13 protein-coding genes are annotated in these 23,290 nt (G+C 68.7%); 7 read left to right on the top strand and 6 right to left on the bottom strand.

The genetic code is table 11. From position 1 onward, the window contains the following. The coding region (locus ACWCSD_RS22015; RefSeq protein ID WP_449917375.1) for a carbohydrate ABC transporter permease at positions 1-850 on the bottom strand (850 nt) is incomplete at its 3' end. Beyond that, on the bottom strand, positions 847-2,127 hold the full coding sequence (locus ACWCSD_RS22010) for an ABC transporter substrate-binding protein (RefSeq protein ID WP_397159817.1): 1,281 nt from the start codon (positions 2,125-2,127) through the stop codon (positions 847-849). The genes ACWCSD_RS22015 and ACWCSD_RS22010, both read right to left, overlap by 4 nt. Before the next feature lie 98 nt (positions 2,128-2,225). On the opposite strand from ACWCSD_RS22010, the gene ACWCSD_RS22005 reads away from it, so the two are divergent. Genes ACWCSD_RS22005 through ACWCSD_RS21990 form a run of 4 tightly spaced genes read left to right on the top strand, consistent with a single transcriptional unit; the run spans position 2,226 to position 9,716 of the window. Next, positions 2,226-3,257 (top strand): LacI family DNA-binding transcriptional regulator, encoded by a 1,032-nt coding sequence (locus tag ACWCSD_RS22005; RefSeq protein WP_352354547.1) that lies wholly within the window; start codon positions 2,226-2,228, stop codon positions 3,255-3,257. A 46-nt stretch (positions 3,258-3,303) separates the two neighbouring features. After that, on the top strand, positions 3,304-4,524 hold the full coding sequence (locus ACWCSD_RS22000) for a glycoside hydrolase 5 family protein (RefSeq protein ID WP_449917371.1): 1,221 nt from the start codon (positions 3,304-3,306) through the stop codon (positions 4,522-4,524). A gap of 45 nt (positions 4,525-4,569) precedes the next feature. Further along, positions 4,570-8,784 carry a glycoside hydrolase family 38 N-terminal domain-containing protein gene (locus ACWCSD_RS21995; protein ID WP_449917369.1) on the top strand — a complete coding sequence of 1,405 codons (4,215 nt, stop codon included), beginning with the start codon at positions 4,570-4,572 and terminating at the stop codon, positions 8,782-8,784. Next, on the top strand, positions 8,781-9,716 hold the full coding sequence (locus tag ACWCSD_RS21990; RefSeq protein ID WP_449917366.1) for a DUF7158 domain-containing protein: 936 nt from the start codon (positions 8,781-8,783) through the stop codon (positions 9,714-9,716). The genes ACWCSD_RS21995 and ACWCSD_RS21990 overlap by 4 nt, the downstream gene beginning before the upstream one ends. 558 nt (positions 9,717-10,274) lie before the next feature. Here the strand turns inward: ACWCSD_RS21990 and ACWCSD_RS21985 are convergent. The 3 genes from ACWCSD_RS21985 to ACWCSD_RS21975 form a co-directional block, all read right to left on the bottom strand. Next, positions 10,275-10,622, bottom strand: a complete 348-nt coding sequence (locus ACWCSD_RS21985; protein WP_449917378.1) for an immunity protein Imm33 domain-containing protein — start codon at positions 10,620-10,622, stop codon at positions 10,275-10,277. Positions 10,623-10,660: 38 nt separating this feature from the next. Next, positions 10,661-18,478, bottom strand: a complete 7,818-nt coding sequence (locus tag ACWCSD_RS21980) for a polymorphic toxin-type HINT domain-containing protein (RefSeq protein WP_449917364.1) — start codon at positions 18,476-18,478, stop codon at positions 10,661-10,663. A gap of 522 nt (positions 18,479-19,000) precedes the next feature. Beyond that, entirely contained in the window at positions 19,001-19,666 is a 666-nt protein-coding gene (locus ACWCSD_RS21975; protein WP_449917361.1) for a TetR/AcrR family transcriptional regulator, read from the bottom strand. 140 nt (positions 19,667-19,806) lie between these two features. Here ACWCSD_RS21975 and ACWCSD_RS21970 point away from each other — a divergent pair, with 140 nt between their 5' ends. Both ACWCSD_RS21970 and ACWCSD_RS21965 read left to right on the top strand, forming a co-directional pair. Next, the gene (locus ACWCSD_RS21970) at positions 19,807-20,154 is read left to right on the top strand and encodes a nitroreductase family deazaflavin-dependent oxidoreductase (protein WP_449917358.1); all 348 of its coding nucleotides are present in this window, start codon (positions 19,807-19,809) and stop codon (positions 20,152-20,154) included. 28 nt (positions 20,155-20,182) lie between these two features. Next, on the top strand, positions 20,183-20,866 hold the full coding sequence (locus ACWCSD_RS21965) for a DUF4386 domain-containing protein (protein WP_397159801.1): 684 nt from the start codon (positions 20,183-20,185) through the stop codon (positions 20,864-20,866). A 71-nt stretch (positions 20,867-20,937) separates the two neighbouring features. Here ACWCSD_RS21965 and ACWCSD_RS21960 read toward each other — a convergent pair whose 3' ends face one another. Further along, complete coding sequence (locus ACWCSD_RS21960) at positions 20,938-22,410, bottom strand: S41 family peptidase (protein WP_449917354.1); 1,473 nt, start codon at positions 22,408-22,410, stop codon at positions 20,938-20,940. Positions 22,411-22,577: 167 nt separating this feature from the next. Here ACWCSD_RS21960 and ACWCSD_RS21955 point away from each other — a divergent pair. After that, positions 22,578-23,290: histidine kinase (locus tag ACWCSD_RS21955; protein ID WP_449917352.1), on the top strand; the 713-nt coding region annotated here is incomplete at its 3' end.

Here is a 23,290-nt window from a genome sequence, read left to right as displayed (position 1 = left end):
TGATGACGAAGAGCAGGATGCTCAGCGCCGAGGCGTAGCCGAAGTGGCCGTAGAAGCCGCGGCTGTACATCTGGATCAGCATGACCAGCGACATCGCCCGCCCGCCCGGGCCGCCGGTGCCGTTGGACAGCACGAACAGCTCGGAGAACACGCGCAGGGCCGACACCGAGACCAGCACCGACACCAGCAACATCGTGTTGCGCACGCCGGGCACCGTCACGCTCCAGAATCGGCGGACGGCCCCCGCCCCGTCCACGGCCGCGGCCTCGTGCAGTTCGCGCCGCACGTTCCCGAGCGCCGACAGGTAGATGATCATGTAGTAGCCCAGCCCCTTCCACACCGTCAGGGTGATGGCGCTGAGGACCAGCAGCCACCGGTCGGTCAGGAACGGCAGTGGCCCCTGCAGCACGCCCAGCGCCTGCATGAGCCCGTTGATCAGGCCCCGGTCGCTCAGCAGCCAGCTCCAGATCAGCGCGACCACGACGGCGGAGGCGACGACCGGCGTGTAGAAGGCGGTGCGGAAGAACGTGATGCCGGGGATCTTCTTCTCCACCAGGATCGCCAGCAGCAGCGGCAGCAGGGTGAGCACCGGCAGGCAGACCAGCATGAAGACGACGCTGTTGAGCAGCGCGTTGCCGAGCTGGTCGTCGTCGAGCATGCGGCCGAAGTTGGCCAGCCCGGTGAAGTGCCCCCCGCTGAGCGGCTTGGCATTGGTGAAGGCCAGCACCAGCGTGTTCAGCGAGGGCCAGACGTTGAAGACGAGCAGCCACAGCGCGGCGGGCGCCACCAGCAGCCAGGGGGTGAGCCGGCGGCGGAGGGCGCCCTGTGCGGGAAGAGCGGGGGTGATCACTGGTTGAGCAGCTCGTTGCACTTGGCGACCGCGGCGTCCAGCGCCTCCTTGGCGGAGACCTCGCCGTTGAGCGCGAGGGCGATCTGCTGGCGGATGAACTTGCTCATCGCGTCGGTCACCTCGACCGGCTGCAGCATCTTGGCCGTGGCCAGCGACTTGAAGGCGATGACCTTGGCGTCGCCGGCGTTGGTGCCGTCGCTCTGGGTGAAGAACGGGTCGCCGGCCGAGGCCTTGGTACTGGGGAAGACGCTGACCTCGTGCGCGAACGCCGCCTGGTTCTCGGCGCTGGTCACCCAGCGGGCCAGCGCGATCGCCGCGGCCGGGTTCTTGCTCTTCTTCGACACCGACAGGCCCTGCACGTACAGCGGCGGGGTGCCCATCGCGGTCGAGGGCACGACCTTGGGCGCGAGGGAGGGGTTGTCGGTCTTGACGGCGATGATGTGGTTGGCGCCGGCCGTCGTCCAGGCCACGGTGCCCTCGTTGAACAGCTTGGCGTTGCCCGCGTAGGTGTCGGTCAGCACGTCGCGCGGCAGTAAGCCCTCCTTGAAGGCGGCCCGGTACTTCTCGATCACCGCGACGGCCTCGGGGGTGTTGAAGACGAAGCTCTTGCCGTCGTCGGACAGCAGCTTCACGCCCGCCTGGGCCAGGTCGCCCAGCTCGGGGCGGCGGCTCATCAGGTACGTCTTGCCGCCGGACTTCTCCTTGTAGGTCCGGGCCTGCTCGACCAGCTCGTCGAACGTCGTCGGCGGCTTGGCCGCGTCGAGGCCGTTCTTCTTCATCAACTCGGAGTTCCAGTAGTTGACGTCGGTGTTGAGGTACCAGGGATAGCCGTACGTGCCGGAGTAGCCGCGGAAGGTGTAGGCGTCGATGCCGCCCGCGACGTACTCGTCGGCGAGCTTGGGGTCGGCGGCGGCGACGTCGAGCAGCATGCCCTGCTGGACCAGGGGCCTGGCGAAGTCCGGGGGCAGGTTGGTGACGTCGGGGAGTGTTCCGGAGGCGGCCTGGTTGAGTACCTTCTCGGAGTAGGCGTCCGCCGGCTGGTCGAGCCATTCGACCTTCGTGCCGGGGTACTTCTTCTCGAAGGCGGCGACGACGCCCTCGACGTACGCCGTGAACTTGGGCTTCAGGGCCCACGTCTGGAGGCTGACAGTGCCCTTCACCTCTCCCGTGGCCGCCGCGGTCGGGGCGGCGGCTCCCGACTCGCCGGACCCGCCGAGGCCGCAGCCCGAGACGACCATGACGGCTGCCACCGCCGGTCCCGTCCAGTACCTACGCATGGCGCTCTCCTTGGTTACTAAATCGCTCTAGTTGCGGGACTATTCACCTGGCTAGACTCGTGTGTCAATAGCTGAGACGAATTCGTGAAGGAGCAGTGGTGCGCCGACCGACGATCACCGACATCGCCGAGCGGGTCGGGGTTTCCAAGGGCGCGGTGTCCTTCGCGCTCAACGGCCGCCCGGGGGTCGGAGAGGCCACCCGCGCGCGAATCCTGCAGGTGGCGAAGGAGATGAACTGGCGTCCGCACAGCGCCGCCCGCGCCCTCGGCGGGGCGCGCGCGGAGGCGGTGGGCCTGGTCATCGCCCGGCCCGCCAGCGCCCTCGGCGTGGAGCCGTTCTTCGCCCAGTTACTGTCCGGCCTGCAGGCGGGGCTGTCGGCCCAGGCCGTCGCGCTGCAACTGCTGATCGTGGAGGACGCCGAGGCCGAGATGGAGATCTACCGCGAGTGGACCTCCGCCCACCGGGTCGACGGCTTCGTCATGGTGGACCTCATGGTCCGCGACCCGCGCATCGCCGTGCTGGAGGAGCTGGGCGTGCCCGCCGTCGTCCTGGGCGGGCCGGGCAGGCACGGGTCGCTGTCGAGCGTCTGGGCCGACGACCGGGAGGCCATGTTGTCGATCGTGGACTACCTGGCCGCGCTCGGCCACCGCAGGATCGCGCACGTCGCGGGCCTGCCGGCGTTCCGGCACACCCAGCGGCGCGCCCGCGCGCTGCGCGACCGCGCGGGGCGGCTGGCTCTGGAGGAGGCGGTGTCGGTGCACACCGACTTCAGCGACTCCGAGGGCGCCGCCGCGACGCGCGCGCTGCTGTCGCGGCCGCGCCGGCCCACGGCCATCGTCTACGACAGCGACGTGATGGCCCTGGCCGGGCTGGGGGTGGCCGGCGAGATGGGGGTGAAGGTGCCCGACGACCTGTCCATCGTGGCCTTCGACGACTCGGTGCTCACGCGGATCACCCACCCCGCGATCACCGCGCTCTCCCGCGACACCTTCGCCTTCGGCAAGCGGCTGGCCGAGGTGATGCTGGAGGTCATCGCCGACCCTGAGCAGCGCAAGGACGTCAAGACCGAGACCCCCCGGCTGACGGTCCGCGAGAGCACGGCGGCTCCGGGGGCTTGGCAGGGCGACTAAATCGCTTTAGGCTCCGCCGGGAGATCGTACGACCCCCGGAGGACGCGTGCCCCTGCTCGACCCCATCCGCCACGGCGCCAACTACGTGCCCTCCGCCGGCTGGTTCCACAGCTGGCTCGACCTGTCGCTCGACGCGGTCCGCCGCGACTTCGAGGACCTGGCCTCGATCGGCCTGGACCACGTGCGCGTGTTCCCGATCTGGCCGTGGATCCAGCCCAACCCGGGGCTGGTCCGGCAGCGCGGCGTGGCGGACCTGCTGGCCGTGATCGACGTCGCGGCCGAGTTCGGCCTGTCCGTCGCCGTGGACCTGCTCCAGGGGCACCTGTCCAGCTTCGACTTCCTGCCCTCCTGGGTGCTCACCTGGCACCGTCGCAGCCTGTTCACCGACCGCGGCGCGCGCGACGCCATAGCCGCCTACGCCGACCGGCTCACCCGGGCCGTCGCCACCCGCGGCAACGTGTTCGCCGTCACGCTCGGCAACGAGGTCAACAACCTCTACCCCAGCAACGCCACCACCCCCGAGGCGTCCACGGCGTGGGCCGCCGAGCTGATCGACGTCGTGCGTGCGGCCGCGCCCGGCCTGCTCGCCCTCCACTCCCTGTACGACGCCACCTGGTACGACCCGGACCACCCGTTCCGCCCCGCCGACAACGTGGACCTGGGCGACCTGACCACGGTGCACTCCTGGGTGTTCAACGGCGTCTCCGCGATCGACGGCCCGCTCGGCCCGGCCACCGTCTCGCACGCCGACTACCTGGTCGAGCTGGCCGCCGCCACCTCGCTCGACCCGGCCAGGCCCGTCTGGCTGCAGGAGATCGGGGTGCCCAGGCCCGACGTGCCCGAGGCCGGGACCGCCGAGTTCGTCCGCCGCACGCTCGACGCGGTGACCGCCAACCCCGCCCTGTGGGGCGTCACCTGGTGGTGCTCCCACGACCTGGACCGTTCCCTCTCCGACTTCCCCGAGCGGGAGTACGAGCTGGGCCTGTTCACCGTGGACCACCGTCCCAAGCCGGCGGCCAAGGAGCTCGCCGCGATCATCGACGAGCGCCGCGGCCGTACCGAGGCGCGGCGTCCGGCCCTGCGGTGCGACGTGGACCTGCGGACCGAGCCCGGACGCCGGGCCGAGGTCGCGCCGGGCAGCGCCTTCCACGCCGCATGGGTCCGGCTGCGCCAGTCCGGGCCCGTGGCCATCGTCGCCGGCGACCGCGCCGACGACCCCGGCCACCTCACTGCCCGGGGGATCGGCAGCGTCCTCACCCCGGAGTGAACGACGGGCCGACCGCAAGATCATCGATTTCCAGAGAGGAAGACCGTGTCAGTCGCCATCGTCTCCGTGGAGTCCACGGACCTGTTCACGGGCACCGAGGACGCCCCGCGCCAGGTGCTGCGCGTGACGCTCGACGGCCCGCCCGCCCGGGTCGCCGTCACCGGCCCGGGCGTGTCCGGGGAGGCGGAGGGCGCGGGCGTGGTCGAGGTCCCGCTGGAGATCGCCGGCCCGGTCCCGGGGGCCGAGCTGCCGGTCGTGGTGACGGCGGGCGGCGCGCGGGCCGAGGCCGTGGTGGTCGTGGCCGAGCCCGGCTGGACGATGTTCCTGGTCTCCCACTTCCACTACGACCCGGTGTGGTGGAACACGCAGGCGGCCTACACCTCGCCGTGGGAGCTGCTGTCCGGGGACGCCACCACCCGCCCGCTGTGGGAGCGCAACGGCTTCGCGCTGGTGGAGGCGCACCTGGACCTGGCGCTGCGCGACCCGGTCTACAAGTTCGTGCTGGCCGAGATCGACTATCTCAAGCCGTACTTCGACGTCCATCCCGAGCGCCGGGCCGACCTGCGGCTGCTGATGGAGCGCGGGCAGGTCGAGCTGGTCGGGGGGACGTACAACGAGCCCAACACCAACCTCACCGGCGCCGAGGTCACGATCAGGAACATCGTGTACGGCATCGGCTACCAGCGCGACATCCTCGGCGGGGATCCGGCGACGGCGTGGCAGCTCGACGCGTTCGGGCACGACCCGCAGTTCCCCGGATACCTCGCCGCGGCGGGGCTGACCGGCAGCGCGTGGGCGCGCGGGCCGTTCCACCAGTGGGGGCCGATCCAGAAGAACTTCCGCGAGGCCAAGGACGACGCCCGGGTGATGCAGTTCCCGAGCGAGTTCGAGTGGATCGCCCCCTCGGGGCTCGGCGTGCTGACGCACTTCATGCCCCACCACTACTCGGCCGGCTGGTGGATGGACTCCGCCGCCGACCTGGCGGGCGCCGAGCACGCCGTGTACGAGCTGTACCGCAAGCTCAAGCCGGTCGGGGCGACGCGGAACCTGCTGCTGCCCGTGGGCACAGACTACACCCCGCCCAACAAGTGGGTCACCGAGATCCACCGCTCCTGGAACGCCCGCTACGTCTGGCCGCGCTTCGTCTGCGCCACCCCGCGCGACTTCCTCGACGCGGTCCGGGCCGAGCTGGCGGCCTCCGGACGCCGCCCGAGCCCGCAGACCCGCGACATGAACCCGGTCTACACCGGCAAGGACGTCTCCTACATCGACACCAAGCAGGCGCAGCGGGCGGGCGAGGTGGCCGCCGTGGACGCGGAGAAGCTGGCCACCCTCGCCGCGCTCGAAGGGCTCGGGACCTACCCCGAGGCCGCGCTGGACAAGGTGTGGCGGCAGCTCGCGTACGGGGCACACCACGACGCGATCACCGGCAGCGAGTCCGACCAGGTCTACCTGGACCTGTTGTCCGGCTGGCGCGAGGCGTACGACCTGGCGGGCGCGGTGCGCGACGTCTCGCTCGCCTCGCTCGTCGCCCGCGTGGACACCGGCGGCGAAGGCGTCGCGGTGGTCGTCGCGAACACGCTGTCGTTCGACCGGTCGGCGCCGGTGGCCGTACGGCTGCCCGCCGGGCTCGACGGCGGACGGGTGCTCGACGACGCCGGCGCGGAGGTGCCGTGCGTCGTGGACCGGGGGACCCTGCGGTTCCTGGCCGAGGACGTGCCCGCCACCGGCTGGCGCACCTGGCGGTTCCTGCCGGGATCGTCCCGGCCCGGTGCGGCCGCGTGGAGGCCCGCGCCCGGCGTCACCGTCGAGAACGCCCGCTACCGCGTCACCGCCGACCCCGGCCGCGGCGGCTGCCTGTCCGCCGTCCTGGACAAGAAGGCGGGACGCGAGCTGCTACGGCCCGGCTGCGTCGGCAACGAGCTGCGCGTCTACGAGGAGTACCCCGCCCACCCCGACTTCGGCGAGGGCCCCTGGCACCTGGTGCCCAAGGGCCCGGTCGTCGGCGCGGCGGAGGGCGCGGCCCAGGTGCGGCGCGAGACCTGCCCGCTCGGCGAGCGCCTGGTGATCACCGGGACGGTGGACGGCATCGGCTACGAGCAGACCGTCACGCTCTGGCACGGCGTGGACCACGTGGACCTGACCACCCGCGTCCTGGACTACCGCGGGGCCGACCGGCTGCTGCGGCTGAGCTTCCCCGCCGACCTGCCCGGCGCGCTGCCGGTGAGCGAGGTGGCCGGGGCCGTGGTCGGGCGCGGGTTCGCCCTGCCCGACGTGGACGCCGCCGAGGCGCCGTGGACCCTCGACAACCCCGCCAACACCTGGTTCGGCCTGGGCTCCACCGCCCGCGTCGCGCTCACCGGCCCCGGCGGCCGGCCGCTGGGCGAGCGGGCGCTCGGCGTGGCGGAGGTGGTCGTGCCCGGCCCGGACGACGCCGCCGACGTGCGCGACCTGCTGGTCGCGCTGGTCAGGGCCGGGGTCACCGCGACCACGGCCGGGGCGGACTGGTCCAGGTACGGCTGGCTCGACGTCGACTCCAACCTCCCCGACTTCCGCATCATGATCGGCGGGCCGCGGCAGAACGACGCGGTGCGCGAGCTGCTGGAACGCGCGGGCCCGGCCTATGCCGAGGTCCTGGAGCGGGACGGGCGCGTCTGGGTGCCCGCCGCCCGGCCGCTGCGCGAGGTCTGGCGGCCCAACGCCGACCTGCGTGACCTGCGGGCGCTGCCGGCCCTGGTCACCACCGATCCCGCCGCGCTGACCGCCGACCTGGCCGACGCCCGCGTGAGCTCGGCCTGCCCCGGCGAGGTCCCGGAGTCCGAGCTGCTCACCGGCCACACCGTCGCGCTGCTCACCTACGGCCTGCCGGGCTTCGCCGTCGATCCGGCCGGCACGTTGCACCTGTCGCTGATGCGCTCGTGCACCGGGTGGCCGTCCGGGGTGTGGATCGACCCGCCCCGCCGTACGCTGCCCGACGGAGCGGGCTTCCAGCTCATGCACTGGACCCACGAGTTCCGGTACGCGCTGGTCTCCGGCGAGGGCGACTGGCGCACGCTGACGCTGCCCGCCCGGGGGCAGGAGTTCAACCATCCGCTGTACGCCGTGCTCGCCGAGCCGCACGGGGGCCCGTTGCCGCCGACCCGGTCGTACCTGAAGGTCGAGCCGGCCCGGGAGGTGCTGGTCGGCGCCGTCAAGCCGGCAGGCAACCCGACCGCGCACGGGTCGGCCGCCGCGGCGGACCCGGCTTCCGGGGTGACCGTGCGCCTGATGGAGTCCACCGGACTCGGCCGCGACGCCGTCCTTTCCGGTGTGCTCGCCCTCACCGAGCCGCACCGCGCCGACCTGCTCGAACGGCGGCGCGAACCCGTCCAGGGGGCAGCCGTCACGCTGACCGGCGCCGAGGTCGCCACCGTGATCGCCGTCCCCGGCCTGCCGCTGGGTGGGTCGGCCCGCGGCGGTGCGGTGCTGGGGCCGGCGGCCGAGGTGGCGCAGCCGGTGCATGCGCGGTACTGGCTGCACAACCGGGGGCCGGCGCCGATGGGCTACCTGCCGGTGAGCGTCACGGCGTCGCCGGGCCTGGTGCGGACCGAGGGCGAGCCCGCCGAACTGTCGGTGGTGCTCTCCTCGCACCTGCTCGACGCCGACGTGGAAGGAGCCGTGGAGATCCTCGTCCCCGAGGGCTGGACGGCCGGTCTGACGCGGCGCCCGTACCGGCTGGCGGCGGGCGGGCACGTACGGTTCCCGGTGACGGTGACCCCGCCCCGGGGCGTCGAGCCCGGCCTGTACTTCGTCGCCGCCCGGATCCGGCACGACGGCCAGACCGTCGAGGACGTGGTCACCGTCGCCGTCGGCGACCTGCCCGGCGTGCTGCCCGTGCCCGGTGACGTCCCCGAGGACTGGGTGGCAGCGCAGGGCAGCAAGGACCGTCCCGGCCGCGACACCGGCCTGTCGGTGGAGGTGACGACGCCGTCGGTGCGCGTCCCTCCCGGCGGGCGTGCCGTGCTGGGGCTGGCGCTGCACAACCGCACGAACGGTCAGATCCGGGGCGAGCTGCAGGTCGTCTCGCCCTGGGGCACGTGGGACCTGATCGCCGCCCCGGTCCGCGGGTTCGTCCTGGCGGCCGGTGAGAGCACGGTCGCCGAGTTCGAGGTGTCCGCACCCCGCGACGCCGTCCCGGGCTCCGCCTGGGCCCTGGGCAAGGTCATGTGGTTCGGCCGCTGCCAGTACGCCCCGACCGTCGAACTGGTGGTGACCCCATGACCCACCGTTCCCACCCCGACCATCCCCGGTCCCGCGCTGAGACCTCCGCCCCGACGCTCCAGGCGAACCATCCGACCTCCGTCCCAACACCTCAGGTCAGCCATCCGGACTCCGCCCACGCGCCCGTCACCGGCGAGCCGGTCGCGCCCGGCGTGGGGCCGGTGCTCGGCTGGCTCGACGGCTGCCCGCTCCCCCGCTTCGAGCTGGACCGACGGCTCGCAGCCCTGCGGGCCGGCCCGAGGTCCTCGGCGCTTCCGGCGCCGGGCACGGCCGAGGACCGGCAGCTCACGCGCTGGGTGGCCCAGGTGGTGCTGACCGAGCAACTGTGCGCCGCCGAGGCGACAGCCCGCCGACTCCCCCTGGTGAAGCCCCCACCACCCCACCCCAACCAGCCCCCCACCGACGCCATCGCGGTACAGCCGGACCCACGAGCCACCGACGCCATCGCAGTACGGCTCGACCAGCGGGCGGCTGTTGAGCTGGGTTCTATCGCTGCGGCGGCCTACGAGGGCAGCGCCGCCGTCCGGGCGGTCTACGAGGCCGTCACCGCCGACGTCACGGTCTCCGCGTCGGAGGCGGCCGCGTATCGGGAGGCCACCACGCGACCGCCCACCGGACCGACATGGCGGCTACGCACCCCAGATGGCGAGCTCGACGCAGACCCCGGTTCGCTGCCCGTCGCCCTGGCCGAAGCTCTGGCCGCCGCCGTACCGGGCCAGACGGTGACGGCCGGCCCTTGGACCGCCACCCTCGTCACCCGCCACGCCCCCGTCCCGGACCGAGACGCACCCGCCGACGGCCTCCTCGACTCCGCGCGCAGGGTGGCGTTCGTACGCTGGCTCGACCACGCCCGTGCCCACCGGCTGCGCCTGGTACCGGGCCTCGAACACCCCGGCGACCCCGCACAACCCGACAACCACCACCACCACTGACACCACCATCACCCCGCCCAGACCCGCCCTCAACGGGGCGCTCCATTCAGGAGATTCCGGAGCCGCGCTGCCAGGTATCTCCGAAGCCACATCGCCTTCACAGAATCAACCGCATACAGATTGCCGACGAAAGTCCTACCCCCGAGACGAACGGCCAGTTCAGGACAAGTCGAGCCCCATCCTCAACCACACTGCACAGGCTTTGCCACTCATGTGTCACCGGAAAACCCGTCAGAAACGCGAAGGCGTAAGGACTGCATTCGCCCAGCCCTCCATGCTCTACGCAACAGGCGAGCCGGCTTCCGAAACGAATTTGCAGATCACTTCACTGGGCCGCCACCGTGGCCGTCAAATGAGATTCGGCAGCCCCTCATCGTCCCTTCTGGGCCGCTACGACGGTCGTACCGTGGTTGTCAGTTTGTGGTTACGCCAATCGGTATGCGATACCCGCAGACGCGCGCCACAGACGTTTAGTGGACAGACTCTTCAGAGCGCAGCCAGCCAGTCTCGCCACACTGCGCTCTGCCATCATAAATCTTTAAGCCGGAGTTCTCGAGATCAGCTAGAGAAAAGCAATGAGGAATCTAGCCATATATCCTCATACCCAGGCGCGACTAGAAATCTCCACCCGGGAGGCAGCCCCATATACCCAATAATCTCCGGCCTACTCTGATACAAATGGCGCGCATGCATGGGAGCGAAAAAGTCCGGATCTTCCGAAAGCTCGCGACCAGACCAAACATACCAGCCACACGTGCCATTCTCGGGTGCAAGGCGGAGGCCGTTCAAGGGCCAGCCTCCTTGCATGACGTCCCGAGAAACGCCGAGCTTCTGCCGTTCATCCACCAGGATGCAGTCCACAGCCATCCGTTCGCACAGCGAACGCTGCCGGACTTCTATTTCCATCAGCGCTTCCCATTCATCGAATCCGAGCACCATTGAAGCTAGTCAAGTAGCCCCCACGCCTTTTCGGCACGCTTACCCCACGCAGACATATCGCCTCCTTGAGTATCAGAGCACGCCTTACACTGAGGCTGAACGGCATCGAGCGATTTAGCTCGAGTCATATTGATCCTGAACTCAGTATACCATTCCTGCACCAGCGGGATCTTGTGGTCCGCCCTCATCCTGTTATTCGGGTCTATGACTCCGCAGGTAACGCATGGCTTTCCTTGTACAGAATCGCGCTGAGCCTTGGTCGGAGTACCGTTCGGACGCTCATACCAGCCCTCAGCATCACTCCCATACCATTCAATACCATCACCATCGGTCCAGCACTTGTAGTCGTTGTGTACGAGGATCGACTGGTCGCCCGCCACCACATGGTAGGTATGCAGGTCATCTACGGTCAGGTTGTGGACACGCTGGACGGTCGTCCGTGCCTGGACCGCACTGATCTGTACAAAAGTGCCCGCCGAGGTCTGCAGCCACATGCCCGGCTGCAGGAGTCCCGCCTCAACCCACTTGTGGAGGGCCGGCACCCAGAACGGGTGGTTGTCGGTCGCCGTGATGGCGTCGGTCGCCTTCCCGCGGCGCCCGTCGATGTCCACTGTGATCTCGACCAGATTCTTGACGCCACTGCCAGTGATCAGGGTCGTGACCGGCTTCGACGCTGTACGGCGAGTCTCCGGGTCGGTGGCGATGACCAGGTCGCCGACCTTGACGTCCTCAATCGCCTTGTGGCTGCCGTCGGCCATCAGCACTTTGGTGCCCGGTACGAAGCTGTTGGCTCCTACGCAGCCACCCGGGTCGATGCCAGGAGGAATGTCCGGCGGCAGGTCGGGGGCGACGTCGTCGAGCACGTCGTCGATGATCGACTCGGTTGTGGTCTCGGTCAGATCTTCGACGATGTCCTTTGCCCGGTCGCTGTAGCCGCTGTCAGTGGCGATGCTGACGCTGCCGCGATCGTATGTAGGACCTTCGCTGCCGCTGTAGCTGCCGGTGCAGGGGCCGGTGCGGCACTGCTTGTCGATCTGCTCTTGCCTGTTGACCGGACGCTTCGGGGACGCGCTGCTCTTGGTCGGCTTCTTGGTTGTCGTCGTCTTCTTCTTGGGCTTGGTCGGCGTCGAAGGGCTCTTGCCGACTTTCTGCTTGGGCGGGCAGCTGCGTGTGCAGCGCCGATCACCGCCCGGCGAGCCTCGGCGCGCCTGATCGTCGTCGTCATCGTCGCCGCCCCGACGCCGCTTCTTCCTTTTCTCCTTCTTCTTGTCGTCCTTGCTGCGTTTTGCGGAGCTGCGGTCGTCCTTCTTGCCGGTGGCCCTGCGGTGCGTGTCCGTACCCTTGTTACGGCTCGCGCCCTTCCTGCTCTTCTTGCTGCCGCCTTCCGCTTGCCATGTGTTCGAATTCCTCTTTTCGTTTCCGTAGTACTGCTCCATGGCGGGGAGGTAGACCCGGTCGTAGAACTCCTGCTCGGTCATTCCACGTGCTTCCGCATTCATGACGCCCTGCCATGCGGCTCCCGTGAACGCCCCGCGGTATTTCTCGGACCACCCCTTCTTGAAGCCCGGCTCGGGGCGCGGAACCCAGTTGAGCTGGATATCGTGACCGTCGGGGTCGGTCTTGGTGAGCGGGTCGCCCTGCCCGTACAGGTATCTGTTGAGGCGATTAGACGGATCGGGAGACAAGGTCCAGTCGTCCCGGGATGCGAAGCCGCCGGTACCCGGCGTGTACCAGCGGGCATGCATGTTGACTTTGCCGGTGTCCGGGTCGGTGTACTCACTCTGGTAGCCCAGTGAGCGCTGGACACCGGTGCGCGCGGTCGGCGCGCCGAACGGGTCGAAGGCGACCGAGTCGACCACGCTCGTTCCGGAGTAGGTGGCTACGACATCGCTGTGCAAGTCCGTCATCACAGCCAGGGCCGGGCCGGCCCCTTCTTGCATGCTGAGCAGGCCACCGAAGGGGTCACGACCGTATTTGGCCTTGATCGCACCGGTCTGATCGGACACCGTGGCGATGTCGTTGGCAAGGCCGGAGTAGGCGAAGCGGGTTTCGTCGGTGCCCTTCTTCCTCGAAGTCAGGCGGCCGAGCGCGTCGTAACCGTAGGTGGCTTCGCCGTCGCTCACCAGGCGATCGAAGGCGTCGAAGGCGAGGCTTCTGGTGGTGCTGCCGTCGTTCTCCGTGGCCAGGGTGCCGCGAGGGGTGTAGGTGTACGACGTTCCGGCGCCGGAGATCAGCCGGTTGCGTTCGTCGTAGGTGTAGTTCTTGTCGCCTGCTCGGGTGCGGTTGCCCGCGGCGTCCCAGGTGTAGGTGGTGATGTTGCCGTTGGGGGCGGTCCACGAGGTCAGCCGGCCCGCGTGGTCATATCCATAGCCGTTGCTGCCCGCGCCGGCCATGCCCTCGCTGGTCTTGGAGACGAGGTGGTCGTCCTTGTTCCAGCCATAGGTGATCTTCGCCAGCTGGGTGCCGGCGCTGCTCTTGAGAGTCTGGCTCTCCAGATGACCGAGCCGATCGTAGGTCAGGCTCTGGCTGTTGACCGGGTTGGTCGAGTTCAGTGAGGTGAGCCGGTTGTCCTTGTCATAGCCGTACGTGAAGGCCCGGCCGGTCACCGGGTCGGCCGCCGTCGCCAGGCGGAGATTGTCATCCCAGGTGAAGGAGGCGTTGCCGGAGGTGTCAGTGCGGGTCACCGGCTGGCCGAGCGCGTCATAGGTGAAAGCGGCGATCTGGCTTGTGTTCCGGGTGACCTTCGTGAGCAGGCTTCGGTCGTTGTATTCCAGCGTGTAGTCGCCAATGCCGGTCTGACGTCCGGCGTTGTCATAGGTGTAGGACCGCTCTGCGGTGGTGACCTGGGCGCCTTGGCCGGTCTCCTTGGTCACCCGGTTCAGGGCGTCGTACTGCCGGTCGACTCTCACTCCACCCGGTTGTTGCACGGCGGTCAGGTTGCCCACCGCGTCATAGGACTGGGTCCAGGTACGGTCGGCCAAGTCGGGGTGCGCCGTGGTGGACGGCTCGACGATCGACTCCACCAAACCCAGACTGTTGTAAGTGGTCCACACCGTGTTGCCGCGGCCGTCGGTGCTGCGGGTCGGAGCGCCGGTCGCGTCATGGCCGAAGGTTGTCGTGATCGACTCTGTCGCCGAGACGGGTTCGATCAGCTTGGTCAGCGTGTTCGTGGCGTCGAAGGCGCGGGTGGTGACGTATCCCTCGCCGGAGGTGCTGCGCACCGGGTTGGAGGCCGCGTCGTAGCCGTAGCTCACGGTTCGCTGGGTGGCGCCGGTCGTGTCCAGGTCCTTGCGTGCGATCACGCGCCCCGCCAGGTCGTATTCCCAGACCTTGGCGAGCCCGAGCGGGGTCTTCGCCTTGACCGTCCGCCCTGCGGCGTCGTAGTCGATCGAGGTCTGATACCCCAGCGGGTCAGTGATCTTCGTGACTTCACCCGCGGCATTGGTCGTGTACGACGTCGCCTTGCCGATCGGCGGCGTCACGGTGTCGAGGAAGTCCGCGTTGGTGTAGGTCAGATTCGTGGTGTACGCGTTGGCAGAGGGATATCGCTCGACAATCGTCTGTGTGATCTGACGGCCGAGGTCGTCATAGGTCGCCTGAATCCGGGCACCTGTCGGATCCGTCTGCGTCAGCGGCTCGCCCACCAGGTCGAACTCGGAGACCCACTGACCAGCAGGCTGTCCGTTGACAGCCGGCTGAGTCGTGCGCACCTGGTTGCCCAACGCGTCGTACTCGGCAGTAACGCTGCCGCCGCGAGCGTCCGTGGTCTTGATGAGCTGGCCGGCGGCGTCGTACCTGTAGGACGCCTTGGGGATGAGCTGCGTCCCACCAGGCGGCGTGTACGGCGCTCCAGTGACTTCGGCGACCCGCCCCAGCCGATCGTAGGACGCCGTGCTCTGGCGCCCTTCGGCGTCGATGACGTGCGTCTGCCGTCCCGCGCTGTCGTAACCGTAACGCGTTGTCGGCCGCGCGGAGTCGGCCTGGCCGACGCGCTCGACGCTGACCGTCGGCAGCTTGACCTCGACCAACTGACCGTAGACGTCATAACGGTTGCTCGTCGTGTAATCGGCGGCAGAGGCCCCGTCGGCGTTGCCCCGCGGATCCACCACGGAGGTGACCAGGCCGCGGTCGTCCACGGTCCAGGTGGTGGTCAGATCCGACTCGCCGTTCTCCACCGTCTGGCGAACGAGCTGGTTCTCCTTGTTGTAGGCGAATTCCAGGCTCTCGGCGCGCGTCGTCCCGGTCGCGGTCAAGGTTTGCTTCGCCAGATTGTCGTTGGCGTCGTAGGCCCTGGTCACCTTGCGGGCGAGCTTCGCCGGGTCGAACGTGGAGGAGGTCAACCGTCCGGCCGCGTCATGTGTGTAGGTCGTCTGCGCGGCCGGTGTCGTCAGAGTCGCCAGATGGCCTGCCGCATCGTAGGTGTAGGACTCCAGCACCACGTCCTTGGTCGTCGTGGCGCCGTTCAGCTTGACGTCGTCGGCGATCACCTGGGACAGGCTGTCGTCGCTGAAGTAGGCGTAGGAGGTCTTACGGCCCATCGCGTCGACCTCGGCCGCCAGTCGTCCGCCTGGATCATAGGCGTATGAGGTCAGGACGATCTCCCGCGCCTCCTGTGGGCTGACCGGGCTGCCTGTCCAGTTCTTCAGTGTGCGTGAGGCGAGCTCACCGCGCTTGGTGTAGGAATACCCGAACACCGACCCGAGCTCGTCGGTGACCGAGGTACGGGCCCCGACGTTGTCCCAGGTGGAGCGAACCACCCCGCCCTCTGGGCCGGTGACCGTCTCCTCCCGGCCGAATCCGTCATAGGTGTAGGTGATGGTCCGCTCCGGGTCGCCGCCCGTCAGGTCCACCACGGTGTCGGTGAGCTTGTTGCCGTCCGGGTCGTAGGTGGAGCGCGTCTCGACCGTGTGCGTCTTACCGGTGATCTCGTTCTTGACCGGAGCTCCGGTATGGCGCACGAGTTGGCCAAGCGCGTTGTAGGCCAGACTGGTGCGTACACCGTCCGGGAACTCGTCGGACACCTCGATCCGGGCCGTCGCACGTCCGAGCGGATCGTGCTCGTATTTGGTGATCAGTCCTTCTGGCTCCACCTGCTCGGCCAGATCACCTGCCGCGCTGTAACGCTGCTCCCACGTGTTGCCCCGAGCGTCCGTGCGGGACTTGACCAGGCCCGCCGGCGTGCTGCCGCCTCCGACCGCCGGCTCGCTGCCGTCGGTGTAGGCGGCCGTCACCGTCCTGCCCTGAGGGAAGTCCGACGTGGCCGGCGTGACCTCCTTCGTCTGCTCGCCATAGGAGTTGTACTCCCACAGCGTGGCGTAGGTGTTGTCGCTCCTTCCGGACGAACGGGCGTCCCGGAGCGCGGTCGGAAGGTCGTTGCGTGCGTCGAACTTGTTGGCGGCGTTCCAGTAGTAGGTGTAATACGTGAACTGGCACGTGCTCGTACGGCAAGTGCTGCGTTCCAGTACGTTGCCACGAGCGTCGTTGTAATCCGTCACTGTGTTGGAGTTCGCGTCCGTGACGGTCTGGAGGAATCCGCCCGTGTCGTAGCCGTAGGTCGTCTTCTTGTCCAGCTGGTCGATCACCGACGTGATGCGGTACCCGCGCCAGGCGTCGTGGACATACTTGAGCGTGCCCTCCTGGGGGTCAGTGACGGTGACCGTGCTCATCCCGGTGCTCCGGTCGTAGACCGGCTCGCCGATCTTCCAGGTGCCGCCGTTCTCGTCGGTGTGTGTCTTGATGCGGTCGGACACCGGGTCGAAGACGTTGGCGGCCCAGACTCGCCCGGAGGGCAGGGTGATCTTTGTGAGCTTGTTCGGGGCGGCGGCGCGTGCGGCGAAGTGAGTGGCGGCCTCAGGGGCGGACAGCGGCCGATCGTAGAAGGCGACTTCGTCCACGCTTCCGGTGAAGCCTTCGACGTTCAGGTAGGGCCAGTCCTCGGTACCGCTGAACGTGGTGGTCGAAGCCCCCACGGACTGCCCGTCCAGGAAGAGGGTCTGGGAGTCTCCGGCGGTGGCCAGCACCACGTGATGCCAGGCATTGTCATTGACCGCGGCGGATGACGTGATGCGATTAGAGGTGCCGGGGTAGGCGGCCGACAGCCTGCCGTCGGCCGTCACCTCAAGCAAGGGATGCTTCGTCGCATACCACTTGTACTGCGCCTGAACGACCGGCCCGGTACTGGTCGTCTTGAACCATGTCTCGAACGACGCCCATTTGCCGGCGCGCGGGATCAGCGAACTGGGCAGCTGCACGCTCGCGGTGGAGGTCACCTCGACGGCGGTGTCGGAGGTCCCGGACAACGCACCCGGTTTGCCCAGTGCGGCGCTGCTGTAGAAAGCGCTGGTGCCGTCCCAGCCGAGATCCTTGGCCGCGTTTCCGCTGCTTTCACCCAGTCGCCAGTAGCCCATGGGGTCGGAGTCCAACACCGTCGTCCGGTAGAGCGACCCCACGTCGTGGCTGTACTGCGTGCAGTGCTCGGCTGGGTCGCACACCTTCTCCAGGACATCTCCGGCATAGGAGTAGGTCCACGTCAGCGGCTTGCCGTCGACCGGAGCAGTGGACACCTCGGTGACATGTGAGCCGGTCCAGGAGAACGAGAGCGACCGCCCGCCGGGAACGGTGACCTGTGAGAGCTTGCCGTCAGCCCCATATGCGAGTGACTGGCTGCGCCCGCGGCCGTCCACGATCTTCGTCAGCCTGCCGGACTCGTCGAAGACGTATGACGTGGACGATTTGTCCATCAGCACCCAACCGCTACAGGTGGTGCCGGCCGGACAGATAGGCGATTTGGCCGCACTGTCAAGGGTGGCGTGCATGCCAGGGGGCGGTTGGTAGCTGCCATCGCTCTTCTTCGCGAACCGCGCCTGGCGTCCGTCGGGGTACGTCACCAGAAGCGCCTCGCGGCCACGCACTTGCTCCAGGACGATCCGCATGTCCCAGCGAGTGGACCAGCCTGCGCCGAAGATGCCATTACGGCGTGGATCCATGCTGTTGTACGACCGCACCACGGACAGCGCCGGCCCGACCGTGCTCACCTGGGCGTCGGTGAACGACGTGGTGTAGTTCCCCGCCAGCTGATGGAACTCCTGGCCACTGCCGCCGGACGATGCCAACTGCGATGTGATCGTCGGCTGGCGCACCCCGACGATGAAGGTTTGCGTACCCGAGACCGCGCTACCACCGCCGATGGTGGAGGCATCGACCACCGACACCCGCCACCAGTACTGCCGTCCCCACGACAGGGTGCCCTCAGCCGGCGTCCAGGAGCCGGACAACGCGCAGCAGGACTCTCCGCTCGTGCACTCCGTCATGTCCGGCGTCTTGCACACCTCGAAGTCGAAGCCGACCGATCCCCCCTCCCAGGTGCTGGCCGTCGCCGAGAGCGTCGGCTGCGCGGTCAGCACTTGCAGGCCGTTGTCCGGACTCATCGACGTCACCGAGGGGGGTGGAGGCGCAGGACAGTTTCCCTCCTGGGCCCAGTAGGTGCCGGGATAGTTGTCGGGTGGCGGCTTGTTGTTGAGGGAACCGCCGAAGCTGATCTTGGCTCGCCAGATCACGCGGTTGTAGGCGACACGGTCGTTCGCCGAGACCGCGTAGTACGCCCGCCAGGCCGGCACGCTTCCACACGGCGGTTCGGCCATCGCCTGCAGCAGGCCGGAGGATGCGGTGGCGCGCTTCTCCTGAGGCTTGACCGGCGATGAGCGAACGACGCCGTCCCGGCTCTCAGCAGGCAGCGCCTCCTCGGGCGGCTTCACCGCCGCCTTCACCGTCACAGTTTTCAGGTCCGGTGTCCGGGTCACGTCCGCGGACACGATCGAGGGCATGCCTCGCGTGCTTCCCCACATCTGCCGGGGCGTCTCTACGGATGCCTCGCGATAGTCGGCCGCAGCCGGCAGAGACGTGAGTTGTAACAAGCCGGGCAGCAGAACCAGTAAGACAGTAAGAACGATCCTTACTGCCCCAAACAAATCCGCCCAAGACAGAACTCGGCGCATACGCCGTCACACTCCGAACCGGCGAGGGGCGACCGCGTGGGACGCCAGACGTCGCTCCACCCACCGGCAAGACAGACGTCTTGACTCGTGCGGCTCGGAGCATGTTGCAAACAGGCGAAGAGTAACTTTTGTCCTATCAAGGGAACAAGATCTATTTCGGCGACCTAATACGCACGGAGGGCAACGTTCCGGATAGACGACCCAAGAGGTGATACAAAGGACAAGGGTGCTGCGACCCGTCAGGCCAATGTGCTGATGCCTTCCATTTGTCATCGGCGAAGCCGTCGCCGGCAGACCGCTTACGCCCTGGTCGGATAGCTGGACCGGGGCGCCATCCCTGGATCCTTCGCCTCATCCTGGATGAACGAGCGGGGACCTTCGGCGCGCTTCGAGGGCGTCCAGGATCAGGTCGAGGCCGTAGCCGAATTCGCTGGTGTAGTCGTAGCCCGGTCGCAGGGCGTGGTCGCGGATCATCTCGGTGAGGTACGGCAACTCCTTCTCCGGCAGTTGCCGGAGGATGTCGCCGGCCACGTCCTCGACGTCGTCCGGCGTCGCCATCGGCAGGTTCGCCTCCTGCAGGACGAACCCGGAGACGTAGCTGTCGATCAGCGACACGGCGTGCGCGGCCATCGGCAGCGTGAACCCCGCCTCCCGCAGGACCCCCAGGACGGCGTCGTGGTGGCGCAGCGTCGCCGGTCCCGGATCGCGGCGTGAGTCCATGAGGCCGAGGGCCCAGCTGTGCTGCGACAGGACCGCGCGGGCGGAGACGGCTCGCGTACGGATCGCATCGCGCCAATCGTCGCATTCGGCACCCGGCAACTTGATCGCCGCGAACACCATGTCGACCACGCCGTCGAGGATCGCGTCCTTGTTGGGCACGTGGTGGTAGAGCGACATCGCCTCCACGCCCAGTTCCTGCGCCACCCGGCGCATCGTGATCGCCTCCGCGCCGCCGCGATCCGCGACCCGGATCGCGGCTTCCAGGACGAGGACTCTGCTGAGCGGTTGCGGCGGCATGACGGCTCCGGGACGTGTGCGGGTTGACAGCCTTACGAGCGTAAGCCAACCTTACACCCGTAAGCGACCTTACGAGCGTAAGGCCGTTCTGGAGCGTAGAGAAGGAGATTTCCATGCCGATGCCGAGGTGGTGGGGGCACGTGAACAAGAAGGTGTTCAACCCCCGCGCGATAACCGGCGGAAGATGGCCGGTGCTGATTCACGTCGGCCGTATTTCCGGCACCACGTACCGCACGCCGCTCGACGCGCATCCCGTCGACGGCGGTTACCTGTTCGTTCTGGTGTATGGATCGCGTTCGGACTGGGTGCAGAACGTCCTGGCGGCCGGAAATGCGCGGCTCCGGGTCGACGGGCGGGACGTGGAACTCACCGCCCCGCGCCTCATCGGTGAGGACGAGCCTTTCCAGGCCCTTCCCGAGAAAGTGGCACGCCCGCCGAAGCTGCTCCGCATCACCGAGTTCCTGCGCATGGACCTGCTCACAGGCTGACCACCACGACAATTTCGGGACAAGAATCGTGCACACGAACAGGCGGGCGACCGCAATTGCCGGTGCCCTGGTCATCCTGGGTATGATCGCCGGCGCGCTGAGCGTCGTTCCCGCCGTCGATGAACCACGCCGTCTCGCTCTCGTACCCGCACACGAGAGCCAGGTCATCCTCGGCGCAGTCGCTCAGTCCATCATGATCCCCGCGTATGTCGGGTTCGCGCTGTGCCTGTATCCGATGGTGCGGGCGGAGAACGAAAGACTCAGCTCGGGTTTCCTCGGGTTCAGGCTGATCGCGGCGACGTTCCACTTCATCGGCGTCATCATGCTGCCCTTGTTTCTCGTGCTGGGCCGGGAACTCGCCCAAGCCGATGCCGTGGCCGCATCCGGCATCGAGGTCGTCGGTGAATTACTGCGGACGGCGCGCGACTTGGTCAATCATGTCGCATTGATCATCTCGCTCAGTCTTGGAGATCTCCTGTTGTTCCGCATTCTGTGGCGGTCGAGATCTGTCCCGCGATGGTTGTCCGGGTGGGGATTCCTGGCAATAGCGGCAGCCGTGTCGGCGAGTTTCCTGGTGCTGGTTGGTGCAACTGACGTCGTGACGCCGCTCTACCTGGCGATGAATGCGCCCCTGGCCCTGCAGAGCTTCGTCTTCGCCGTGTGGTTGATGACAAGAGGTTTCGTCACGCAGAAGGCATCTTCGAGGCACTAGCGGCGGGCCGTTCACCCCGATTCCCATGGCCGGCCGCCGCCCGCGGCCGGCCTGTTCCAGGCGCGGAGGCGCTACCGTCGCCGGCTCGTCAGGTAGGAGAGGGCCTTGGCGAAGGCGGCGTCGTGGCCGCCGTTCAGTTCCTCGTCGCTGAGGACGCCGGGAACGGACAGGTGCGGCGGGATGCCCGTGACGTCGAAGGTGGTCCCGTCGCGGGTCAGGAAACGTTCGTTGGGCAGAGCGAAGCTCCACCCGTTGGGCAGCTTCCGCCACAGGAAGTCGGAGAAGGCTCCCTGCGTGTTCTCCCCGATGCGCTCGGGCCGGGGCGTCCGTCCCGTCATGGCCTGGGTGAAGGTCTCGCCCGCGCTGATGGTCAGGCTGCTGGTGAGCATGGCGATGGGGCCCGTGTACACCGGGGCGGTCGCCGGCCGTACGGGCACCGGCCGGGGGCGGGTGAACCCGGGCGGATCACCGGGGGTGTTGCGGGCCTGCTTGGCGTACGCCTGGTACGGCCTGCCGGTGAGCCTGGAGGCGAGCCGCAGGCCGAGTGCGTCGTAGCCGCCCAGATTGACGCGGAAGTCGAGGATGAGACCGCGCAGCCGGCCGGGCCCCGAGGTGCGGGACACGGTGAAGATCTCGTCGAGCGCCCGGTCCAGCTCGGCCGCGTTGGGCTCGTAGCCGCCGTCGGCGTAGCCGTCGAACGCGCCCAGCCGCAGGTAGCCCAGGCCGTCCGGGAGGTCGGCGTACCCGATCACGCCTCGTCCCCACTGGTGCAGGGGCTTGCGGGTGTCGTTCTTCTCGACGAACTCCCGGACGCGTTCGTTGAAGGCGATGAAGGCCGGCACCCCGTCCAATTGCCTGGTGCCCGGACGCAACGGTCTGGCGAACTGCCTGCCGCCCGCGATGAGCGCGGTGTGCGCGTCGCCGAGCTCCTTGAGGATGTCGCGCAGGACGGCGAACAGCTCCTCCTCCCCGCTGTCCGGACCGATCCTGGACCGGTACCGGTCCCGTACGGCTCGCCAGTCGACGCCCTTGGTGGCGAAGAACGGGTAGTTCTCGGCGAAGGTCGTCCAGAAGACGTCGAACACCTTCACCGGATCAGCGGGCGTGGGGGTGGCGCAGGCCCCGGGCAGGCGGGGCAGCCTCCGCAGGTCGATGGCGCCGACGCTGCCCGCATACCGTAGCCGCGCCCGGCCTGGCCCCCGCGTCTGGACGACGATCCGCCGGCCGCCCTCCTGGGCCGTGAAGGACGCCGAGTCGCGCGTGCGCGCCGTCTGTTCCGCCGAGAGCACCCCACGCAGGCAGCTGATCGCCGTCGTGTCGTAGGTGATGAGCCGCCCCTGGCCGATGCCGAAGACGGTGCCGTAACCGTCGGCCCGCCAGAGGCCGTCCAGTGGCTGCCGTCCGGCGGCGGCGTCCGCGGGCGGTGTGGCGACCTGTCCCGCCACGGCGACGCCCAGCGCGGCCAGTACGGCGGCCAGTCGCCGGAGCGTCCGTCCGCGGCCCCTCTTTCCGCTGTCGGTGCCGAGATCGTTGTTGTCGTTCATGGGGTCCGACGCTAGGCAGCGTGCCCGGCCGGGCACGTCACACCACGGAGCCATCCATACCGGTCATACCTTCTGGCCATCCGGCCGGCGCGTCATACCCAGGTGGGAGGCCCGAAGTCGGCTCTGGGGCTGATCCGTCCGCGAAGGCCGACGGCTACGGTGATGGCATGTCGCGCGCCTTCACCACGGCCCCGGCCCCGGCCGGACCGGCGGCCCCGTCCGCGCTCCGGTTCGCGAGGGTGCGGGCCGGAACGCCCTGGGTGATCGCCTGCTTCATGTTCGCCATGAACGTGGGGATGCTCGCCACCGTCTACGACGCTCCGGTCGAGCTGACGGTGGCGCTCGCGGCGGCCTGCGCGGCTCCGGTGACGTTCTGCCGGCGCCGGCCGGTGACCGCCTGGCTGCTGCTCTACACCGGGATGCTGGTCACGCCGCTGCTGGTCGCGCCGCCGCCGGCGAACAATCCGTGGCCGTGGCTGCCGATGCCCGTGGTCGCCTATCTGGTCGTGCTGTTCGTGCTGGCGCAGCACCGGCCGCGATGGATGCTGGCGGCCGTGTGGGCGCTGTCCCTCCTCGGCGCGCTGGCGGACGTGTCACTGGTGCCCATGTCGTCCACGGACCGGGCCGTGGCGCTGCAGCTCGTGGCGGCCGTCGTGCCGGTGCCGTTGATCGTCGGCGACAACGTGCGCTGGCGCCGCCGGGCCCGGGCGCGGGTCGCCGAGCAGGAACAGGTCAGCGCGGCCGAACGGGCCCAGCGCGAGCTGCTGGAGGAACGGACCAGGATCGCCAGGGAGATGCACGACGTGGTGGCGCACCACATGTCGGTGATCGCCGTACAGGCCGCCAGCGCGGCGCGCAGGCTCGGCGGGGTGCCCGCCGG

Source organism: Nonomuraea sp. NPDC001684, assembly GCF_053596515.1.
The sequence above is the reverse complement of the archived record's forward strand: the minus strand, read 5'-3'. Positions and strand labels throughout refer to the sequence as shown.

Coding starts and splice junctions, on each gene's coding strand:
- ACWCSD_RS21990 (WP_449917366.1), top strand. CDS start 8,781: ATGACCCACCGTTCCCACCCCGACCATCCCCGGTCCCGCGCTGAGACC.
- ACWCSD_RS21980 (WP_449917364.1), bottom strand. CDS start 18,478: ATGCCCTCGATCGTGTCCGCGGACGTGACCCGGACACCGGACCTGAAA.
- ACWCSD_RS21985 (WP_449917378.1), bottom strand. CDS start 10,622: ATGGAAATAGAAGTCCGGCAGCGTTCGCTGTGCGAACGGATGGCTGTG.
- ACWCSD_RS21975 (WP_449917361.1), bottom strand. CDS start 19,666: ATGCCGCCGCAACCGCTCAGCAGAGTCCTCGTCCTGGAAGCCGCGATC.
- ACWCSD_RS21960 (WP_449917354.1), bottom strand. CDS start 22,410: ATGAACGACAACAACGATCTCGGCACCGACAGCGGAAAGAGGGGCCGC.
- ACWCSD_RS22010 (WP_397159817.1), bottom strand. CDS start 2,127: ATGCGTAGGTACTGGACGGGACCGGCGGTGGCAGCCGTCATGGTCGTC.